This window comes from Mesorhizobium sp. M6A.T.Cr.TU.017.01.1.1 (assembly GCF_004023115.1).
GTDB classification, from domain to species: Bacteria; Pseudomonadota; Alphaproteobacteria; order Rhizobiales; family Rhizobiaceae; genus Mesorhizobium; species Mesorhizobium mediterraneum.
The window spans coordinates 1-8816 of the sequence record NZ_RZTA01000174.1 but is presented as its reverse complement, the minus strand read 5'-3'; the positions used below and the strand labels follow the sequence as shown (position 1 = coordinate 8816).

8 protein-coding genes are annotated in these 8816 nt (G+C 63.2%); 3 read left to right on the top strand and 5 right to left on the bottom strand.

The features are described from left to right. Together EOB36_RS31780 and EOB36_RS31775 are read right to left on the bottom strand one after the other, a co-directional pair. Positions 1-293, bottom strand: a 293-nt coding sequence (locus tag EOB36_RS31780) for a hypothetical protein (RefSeq protein ID WP_245461598.1), incomplete at its 3' end; no start/stop codon positions are given. 112 nt (positions 294-405) lie between these two features. Beyond that, positions 406-1659 (bottom strand): hypothetical protein, encoded by a 1254-nt coding sequence (locus EOB36_RS31775; protein ID WP_128286446.1) that lies wholly within the window; start codon positions 1657-1659, stop codon positions 406-408. 150 nt (positions 1660-1809) lie between these two features. On the opposite strand from EOB36_RS31775, the gene EOB36_RS31770 reads away from it, so the two are divergent. Together EOB36_RS31770 and EOB36_RS31765 are read left to right on the top strand one after the other, a co-directional pair. After that, complete coding sequence (locus tag EOB36_RS31770) at positions 1810-2850, top strand: CapA family protein (protein ID WP_128286445.1); 1041 nt, start codon at positions 1810-1812, stop codon at positions 2848-2850. Between the two features lie 126 nt (positions 2851-2976). After that, positions 2977-3948 (top strand): DUF3137 domain-containing protein, encoded by a 972-nt coding sequence (locus EOB36_RS31765; RefSeq protein ID WP_128286444.1) that lies wholly within the window; start codon positions 2977-2979, stop codon positions 3946-3948. On the opposite strand, the gene EOB36_RS31760 is transcribed toward EOB36_RS31765, so the two are convergent. Next, on the bottom strand, positions 3945-4454 hold the full coding sequence (locus tag EOB36_RS31760; RefSeq protein ID WP_127206631.1) for a hypothetical protein: 510 nt from the start codon (positions 4452-4454) through the stop codon (positions 3945-3947). The genes EOB36_RS31765 and EOB36_RS31760 overlap by 4 nt on opposite strands. 892 nt (positions 4455-5346) lie before the next feature. On the opposite strand from EOB36_RS31760, the gene EOB36_RS31755 reads away from it, so the two are divergent. Next, positions 5347-6285, top strand: coding sequence for a diacylglycerol kinase family protein (locus EOB36_RS31755; protein ID WP_095488871.1), 939 nt, complete (start codon positions 5347-5349; stop codon positions 6283-6285). Positions 6286-6434: 149 nt separating this feature from the next. Here the strand turns inward: EOB36_RS31755 and EOB36_RS31750 are convergent, their stop codons facing one another. Further along, positions 6435-7646 (bottom strand): mandelate racemase/muconate lactonizing enzyme family protein, encoded by a 1212-nt coding sequence (locus EOB36_RS31750; protein WP_127206738.1) that lies wholly within the window; start codon positions 7644-7646, stop codon positions 6435-6437. After that, positions 7643-8816 (bottom strand): GMC oxidoreductase (locus tag EOB36_RS31745; protein WP_128286443.1); only part of this gene is annotated, 1174 nt, incomplete at its 5' end. The genes EOB36_RS31750 and EOB36_RS31745, both read right to left, overlap by 4 nt.

The window sequence follows — 8816 nt, the reverse complement described above, 5'->3', positions numbered from 1 at the left end:
TCCTTATGCTGAGCACTTCCTTTGCCGACCCCCTCTGTCGCCTTCGGCGACATCTCCCCCTCAAGGGGGGAGATTTGGCGCTCGGCTTCCTGCTCTATCTGCTCGGCCCAATCGGCGATCGAGCCGGTCAGCGGCGTGCCTGAGAATTCGGCCTGCGGCGCCTCGGCGAAGCCGCCCTTGTGCAACGGCTCCGATGCATCGAGGAAATCGGTCAGCGGGCTGCGCCGCTTGGGCGGCGAAGCGCGATCATCACGCGCCGGCGGCGGCGTCTTTTTGTCAGGAAGTTTGGCCATGCCCCGAATATGGGAGGTATCGGCCGAAATGGAAAGAGCGGAGTGACGAGGGGCGCGGGACGAACTTAAGCTGCTGACACAAGGGTGTCAGGAGCGATGTTGAAACACGCCCTCAGTTAAACCACAGCGCAAATGTCAAAAACCCGGCGCCGCCGAACTGGCGCTGGATCTGGTCAAATTCCTCGCTGGTGAGGATCTTCCCGCTTTCGAGATAGGGTGCGATCGCCGGGCCGGTGATCGACAGCACCAGATCGAAGGGCTTCGGCTCGTCGAAGAAGCGCTTCATATTGATGCCTTTGTCGGCGATGCGGAAATGCGGCAGCAAGGTGCGACCTTCGAGCAGATCCTCGGCCATATCAAGCGCGGCGTGCCAGGCTTGGACCTGCTCCTCGCCGACCTCCAGGCCGGTGAGCGGGCTGGCACCTTTCTGTTGCGGCCCGGGCAGCCATTCACGGTCGTTGTCGGTCTCGGCGCGGATCGCCTTCCAGTCCTCGCGCGACAGCCGGATCATCTCCATGAGATGGCGGCGTGCCGCCTGCCGGCGCTCCGGCTCGACCACCGGCCAGTTAACCAGATGCACCAGCGAGATGAAATCGGCCAAGCGCCATTCGGACGATAACATGCTTCCGCCCATGCCGCCGTCCGGCGGAACGAGCGTGTCCTGCAGCGGCAGCTTGGCGCGTGGGAATAGCATGTGGAAGGAGCCGTCGAACATGGTCCTGAAGTCATGCGCCAGCCAGAAGTCCGCCTGCGCCATCAGGAACTCGGCATAGCCCTGCAGCCAGTAGCCGTCGGCGCGGTCGAAGCGGAAGGTGAGGGCAGGTGCGGCCGCGTCTGGCGCACCGCCGCCGCGTGACAGAGACGCCATGATCGCGGCGGCACTTTCGTTCGGCGCGATCTGGCCGTCCTCGTTGAGATCGATGCCGAGACGCGTGAGGTCGACCTCCATGCCGATATCGGCACCGGCAGGCACGGACCCAAGTGTGGCGGCGGATTTCTGCAGCCGGTCGCGGAAGGCGACCAGGATGGCGCGGAAGTCATCGTAGGTCAGCGGTTCGGGATTGGGATTGTCCGGCACCGGCAGCCGCATCAGCGGCAGCATGAACGATTGCGGGCTCTCGAAACCGTGGCGATGCAGGCCGCCGGCCAGGATCTCCAGCGCGGTGAAGAATTGGCCGGCGCCGGCGGCGTAAGCCGACGCGGGATCACCGGGCGCGGCGGCTTCGAGTGCGGTAAGCGTGCTGTTGCGGTCCGCTACGGTTTTTGCCTCGAACAGGGCGGCCGGTTCGGGGGATGCGGCACCAGCGGAAGCAACCGGCAGCAGCAGAATAAGGGCGAATGCCAGCAGGCTCGAAAATCGCGTCATCTTGGTCCTCCAGGGCTTCATGCCGACCATACATGCATTTCGCGTGTCGCGCCTGTCGCAGGCGCCTCGCCCATATGAATCCGAACGGAAGCGCTTCGCTATATCGGGCTCATCGTCTACCGTGGCCGTTCATTCCGGTGCAGGCTGCGCGTGTCGAACTATCCGCTTTCCTACAAATTGTCTTGGCTGCCACGTTTCCTGAAGCCGACGCTTAGTGGCGACGGCGATGGTTTTGCGCCAGCGGCAGGAACGATGATCGAGCCGCCACCGGCGCGAACGGTGCGGCTCGCCTTTGTCGGTGATATCTCGGCGGTGGCCAATCGAACAGCGCCGCAATGCGACCCGGCTATCAAGGCGCTGCTCGCCTCCGCTGACCTTGTGGTCGGCAATTGCGAAAGCCCGGTGGTGGAGCGACCGAGCGCGGCGATGGGCACGAAGCTTGGCACCCATCATGCCATGACCGAGCGGTTTCTCGCCGAGGCGCTGGCGGCCGCCGGCATCTCGCATGAGAAGCTGGTTTTGTCGCTCGCCAACAATCATGTGCTCGACCAGGGCGTCGACGGGTTCGACAAGACCGTGGCGGCGCTGAACCGTCTCGGCATCCGCAGCATCGGTACCGCCGTCGCCGGTCCGGTCGAGCGCCTTGCGGTCGGGCCGCTGACAATAGGCTTTGCCGCTTTCACGCTGTGGCGCAATGCCGGCGCGGCTGCGTTCGCGGGCCGTGTGTCAATGCAAGGCGACCCGGCACAATGGCCACGCGGCAGCGATGTTGACCTCGCCTGCGCGGTGCCACATTGGGATTGGGAGTTCCGGCACTTCCCCCAGGCCGCAACGCGGGCACTGGCACAGCATTTGGCCGCGCAAGGCGTCGGGCTGATAGCCGGCCACCATGCCCACGTCTTGCAGCCGGTGGAGCGGATCGGCAAGGCGCTCGTCGCCTATGGGCTCGGCGATTTTCTTGGCACCGCCTTTGCGCGCCAGCCCTGGCCCGGCCGCATCGGGGGCATCCTGACCGTGGATATCAGCGCTGACGCCGGCACGCGTGGCGCCATTGTCGCCTACCGGCTGCATACCTTCATGCGGCTGCGGGCTGGTGACCACGAGCGGCTGGTTCCAGTCGAGGCGCTGGAGGGTGCATTAAGGCAAAAGGTTTTGGCGCGTCTGGATACGGTTTTTGGTAACGGGAATTGATGGCTGTGTTGACTGGTGGCTCAGACAAATCGTGCGGGCTCACCATCCCACCGCTGTAGTCGCGCGACTTTCGGCAAAATCAGCTATTGTCCGAGCTGGGTGATCGGTCTTTCGACGGGGATGGCGATGGAAGCAGCGGATTTCATGCCTGACGAAACTGACATCGCCGACATCAAAAGGAATCTCGAGGCCTATGAGGCCAGGCGGGCTTCGGCCTACCGGCAAGTCCGCTGGCGGGTGCCGCTGTTCGTCGGCCTGGTGCTGGTGTTCGTGGCGCTTATGGCCTGGCTCTTCAATATGGTCGCCGATCCCTACGAGCGATGGTTCTCGACGCCGCATGTGCTGCTCTATGTCGTCGGGTTCGTGGCGGCGATCCTGCTCTATTTCCAGGCGGTCAAGCCGACGAGCACGTTGCAGCAATCGTTCCGCAAGACACTGCTGCCGATCATCTTCGGTTTCATCAGGGATATGCGCTACGAGCACGACGTGACACCGAATTCGTTCGATCGGCTGCCGCGCGAGACGATCGGCACGTTCAACAGCAAGCGCTTCGACGACGTCATATCCGGCCGCTACGAGGGATTTCCGTTCGAGTTTTACGAAGTGGATCTCCGGCAAGGCACGGGCAAGAGCGGAACGATAGCATTCAAGGGGGTCGTCGTCGCCTTCGAGACCGTCGTGCCGTTTCCCGGCATATTGGTGGCGGCGCGGCGGGCCAACATGGCCGTCGGTTTCTTCCGCGGCATGTTCGCTAGCAAGATGCAGGAATTGTCATGCGGCGTGCCCGAGCTCGATGCCGCCTACGACTTCCGCACCGACAATGTCGAGGCGGCGCAGCCACTGGTAAGCGGCCGGCTGGCGCAGGCACTGACATGGCTTAGCGAGACACGGCCTGATGATCCGGCGCGGGTTGCGCTCAATGGCAGCGACGGTTTTCTGCTGTTGCCGCAGACCAAGGACTTCTTCGAGCTGCCTGATATGTCCGTGCCGCTCGACTATGCCAAGCATGTCGCGCCGATGATATCAGACATGGGCACGATGCTGGCGACGGCCGCGCTGGTGCGCAAGATCGGCGCAAGGGACGAGGTGGCGAGTTAGCCGCTGGGCATCTTGGCCGCCAGCCAGTCAGCCGACCGCTTCGCCAGGCCGATCGTTGCGGATGCGGCGCGGCCGAGGTCGGTCTTGACCACGGCGTAGCCGGTCTTCCTGCGATAGAGCACGGCGCGACCGCCATCGACCGCCGCTTCATAGGCAACCGGCCTGGCAGCCTCCGTTTCCATCGCCGTTGCCTGCGCCCCGACCGCAACGCTGGGGCGACGGCTCAATTCTGAGGGGAGCCGGTCGGTGGCGTTCTGCGTTGCCGTCGTCAACTCAGGCGTGGAGGCCGTCGTGGCAAGCTGTGACGACGGCGTCTGCGTCGTGCGGCAGATGCCGGAGACGAGCGGATAGTTGAAATTACGCTGGTGCAGCATCTGGCTTTTCATGGCCGCTTCGCAATCGGCGATGGTCGACCACTTGGCCGGCGTCTCACCGATATATTCGCAAAGCTTGGCGTCGCAGTCGCAACCGACGATGGTCATCGCGACAAGGGCGGTCTTGATCACGGTTTTATGCCTTTTGAGTTGCTCTGCCAAATATCACTGGGATCGTTCGCGTGGCCGAAAAGGACACGCGACGCTGAAAGCTCATCAATCGCTGTGGATCAAGGCGGGATTTGGCCGCGATTGTGGAATGAGCGTGACGGTGCGCCGCGTAATTTTTCACGGCCGCTGACTGTGGCCGAAAGGTCTCACCAATCGTAGACGTGTTCGAACCTGACGGCTGGTTCAAATGAAGCAGACGGTCGGATAGCGACAGGAGCCCAAAGACAGTCGGCGCCGGGATTTCTCCCAGCGCCTCCCTGTCAGATCAGGACACGGTCGCGGCAGCAACTTCCGTAAAGACGTCGCGCCATGCCGGCCTTGATGTTGACGGTCCTGCCAGCCACTGCCCGAGGGCAGCGTCCGTTCGGGACCTCGCCAGTCTCTACCCTTGCGAGCTTCGTCCAGCGCGCCATCGAAGGTTTTTGCCGTCCTTCATGGCAGCATCGGTCCGCCGTAGGCGTTCGCACGCTTTCCGCGGCCCCGTAGGTCTCGGCATCCCTCCTCAAAACAGGCAAGCCTGCTTTCATTCGGGGCCGTACGGGCCTCAGGAAATCCGCCGTTTCGCCTTGCCTTTCGACTTGGCGATCGGTAGCCGCCTGAGATGGGTTTAATATACGGGGGATAAGCGTTCGGCGAAACAGCGACGAGCCTGTGAATAGCGGGATTATCGGGGACTGAGCTCGGCGGCGCAGCGTTTTTTTGGACGAGATGCAGGGGGGCGGACACGCCCTGATCTGCGGCGAGCAGCATGATCAGACATTCGGCCCTTGCTCCGCAGAGCGGCGCGGGCTTCAATGCCGGCAAAGGGCTTTTAGGACAGCAGTGTCGTTGCTGGCCTTTGGGGAGGACGTTCTTGAAGGTCGGGGTGATTCTCAATCCGATTGCCGGCGGCGGCTGGCTCAAACGGCATTGGCCCGAGGTCAATGCTTCGCTCAAGAGACATTTCGGCGATTTCGAGCTGCGCGAAACACAGGCGACCGGCGACGCTGAACGGCTGGCGCTCGTCCTTGCCGCCAGCGGCTTCGACCTGGTGATCGCGGCGGGCGGCGACGGCACCGCCAGCGAAGTGGCCGACGGGCTGTTGCAGGCGTTCGCAGAAAGCGGCCGGACGGCCGAGCTCGGCCTGCTGCCTTGCGGCGCCGGCATCGATTTCGCCCGCGGGCTCGGCCTGCCTGCTGAGGTCGACCTGACGCTGAAGCGTATCGCCCAGGCCAAAGCTCGCAAGGTCGATGCCGGCCGCATCTCCTATGTCGACGATCATGGCGCGCTGGCCAGCCGCCATTTCATCAACATCGCCAGCCTCGGTCTTTCGGGCGCCACCGACCGCGCGGTCAACGCCGACAAGCGCAAGGGCAGGGTGTCGGCCAAGGCGCTGTTCTACTGGCGCACCGTGTGGGAATTCATGCGCTACCGGTTTCAGGACGTTGTGATCACCGTCGACGACGGCGTCCCGGTCGAGGCGCGGGTGGCGCTGGTGGCGGTGGCCAACGGAAGATTCTTCGGCGGCGGCATGATGATCGCGCCGGATGCCGAAATGGACGATGGACTATTCGACATCGTCATCCTGCGCGCGGCGGGGAAGCTGAAACTGATCTGGGACATCCGGCTGCTCTATGGCGGGCGGCATCGCGACCATCCGGCAATCACCATTTTGCGCGGCAAGAAAGTGGTTGTCGAACCGCTCGGCGATGTGCAAAAGAACGCCGCGCTCGTCGACATAGACGGTGAATCGCCGGGGCGCATACCAGCGACCTTCGAGATCCTGCCCGGCACGCTGACGCTCAGATATTGAATCAACGTGCTGAGAGACTGATTCAAGTCCTTTAGGGCGTGATTCCGGCGATCCGGCCAACATGCTGGAATTGCGTGGCAATTACCTGATGGCAGAACTCGATCTTAGCCGGAAACCCGGCGTGCGATGAAGGCATAGCTCTCGCGCGATCACGGCATCAACGGCGTCTGCATCATCTGCAAATGCAGGTCCGTGCCGGTCCAGGGATGCGCCTCGCAGACGGCCTCGTCGAGCTCGACGCCAAGGCCTGGCTCCTTCGACGGAATGACGTTGCCGTCCTGCCATTCGATCCTCTTCTTCAGCAGCTTTTCGTGAAAACCGTCCCACTGCTTCAGCGATTCCAAGATGAGGAAGTTGGGCAAGGTCACGGCAAGCTGGATGTTGGCTGCACCGACGATCGGCCCGCAATAGCAGTGCGGCGCGATTTGGATGTGATAGGCCTCGGCCATGGCGGCGATCTTCTTGGTTTCGAGAATGCCGCCGGAGCGGCCGAGATCCGGCTGCAAAATGCTCGCGGCGCGGTTCTCGATGACACGGGCAAATTCGAACTTGGTCGTCAGCCGCTCGCCGGTGGCGATCGGGATCGACGTGCCGCGCGCCACCTGCGCCATCACTTCTGGCATATCGGGCGGCACCGGCTCCTCGAACCACAGGGGGTCGTAGGGTTCGATGGCGCGGGCCATGCGCAGCGCGCCCGATGCGGTGAACTGGCCGTGCGTGCCAAACAGGATGTCGGCCCTTGTGCCGACCGCCTTACGGATCGCTTTGACCATGCGGGCGGAGAGATCGATGTCGACGAGGCGCGGCTGATGACCGTCAAAGGCGGTGTAGGGGCCAGCCGGGTCGAGCTTGACGGCATTGAAGCCCTGCTCGACATATTCGAGCGCGCATTCGGCCGCCAGGTCGGGATCGTTGTAGACGTTCTTGCCGCGCGCATCCTCCGAATGGACGCTGCCGGTGTGCGGGTAGAGATAGGTGTAGGAACGCAGCGTCTCGTGCACCTGCCCGCCGAGCAGCTTGTAGACCGGCTTGCCGGCTTCCTTGCCGATAATGTCCCAGCAGGCCATTTCGAGCGCCGAGAAACAGCCCATGGCGGAAACGTCCGGACGCTGGGTGAAGCCGGAGGAATAGGCACGGCGGAAAAAGTTCTCGATGTCGTGCGGATCGCGGCCGACGAGATAGCGCTCGGCCATATCCTCGACCATCCTGGCGGTGACATGCGCGGAGAAAGTGGCGTTGTAGGCCTCGCCATAGCCAACGACGCCGCCGTCGGTGGTGAGCTTGACGAAGATGAAATACTTGCCGCCGATGCCGGGCGGCGGATTGCCGACGACCCAGGTTTTGACGTCGGTGATTTTCATTTTTGATCCTCCAGAACCAATTCGGCGCCCTTCCATCCGGTCATGATCGAGGCGGCGTTGGTGTTGCCGGTGATGTTATCGGGAAAGATCGAGGCGTCGACGACGCGCAAGCCAGCGAGGCCGTGAACCCGCAGGCGCGGGTCGACGACGGCTTGGGCAGCGTCCGGCCCCATGCGGCAGGTCGAGACCGGGTGGTAGACGGTGCCGGAGCGCTTCCTGAAATCCTCGATCAAATCCGCGTCGGAGGTAATTGACGGGCCCGGCAACACCTCTTCCTTGATGATGTCGGCCATCGCCGGCATGGAGGCGATCTTCCTCACGAACTTCACTGCCGCTAGCATTTCGGCCACGTCCGCCTCGGTCGAATAGGCGTTGGCGACGATCTTCGGATAGTCACGCGGATTGCTGGAGCGGATCATGATCTCGCCACGGCTCGACGGTCGGCAGTTGGACAGGCCGATGGAAAAGCCCGGCCACGGGTCGGGCGTCAGGATAGGGCGCTCACCGCTCTTCGGGATGACGGTCGAGAACGCCTGGAAGTAGAGCTGCATGTTGGGCCGTGCCGCCGCCGGGTCGGTGCGGAAGAAGCCGCCGGCATTGTTCATCGACAGCGACAGCGGGCCGGAGCGCATGAGGATGTATTGCATGCCGACCATGAGCTTGCCCCACCAAGGGCGCAGGATCTGGTTGAGCGTCGGCAGCCTGCCCTTGAAGGTGTAGTTGATGCCGACATGGTCCTGCAGGTTCGCCCCGACATTCTCATTGGCATGGACGACGGGAATGCCGAGCGGGCCAAGGAGCGACGAGGGACCGACCCCGGAAAGCTGCAGCAATTGAGGCGAATTGATCGAGCCGCCTGACAGGATCACCTCGCGGCCGGCGCGCGCGGTCTTCGTTTCGCCGTTCTGGAGATATTCGATACCAACGGCGCGCTTGCCCTCGAACAGGATCCTGGTCACTAGCGCGTTGATCTCGACGCGGACATTTTTGCGCTTCATGGCGGGGTGCAGGAAGGCGCGGGCGGCCGACATACGGCGGCCGTTCCTGGTGGTGATCTGATAAATGCCGACGCCTTCCTGTGACGCGCCGTTGAAATCCGGGTTGAACGGCAGGCCGGCTTGGCTGGCAGCCGCGAGGTAGCGCTTGGTCAGCGGGTGGACAGCCCTAGAG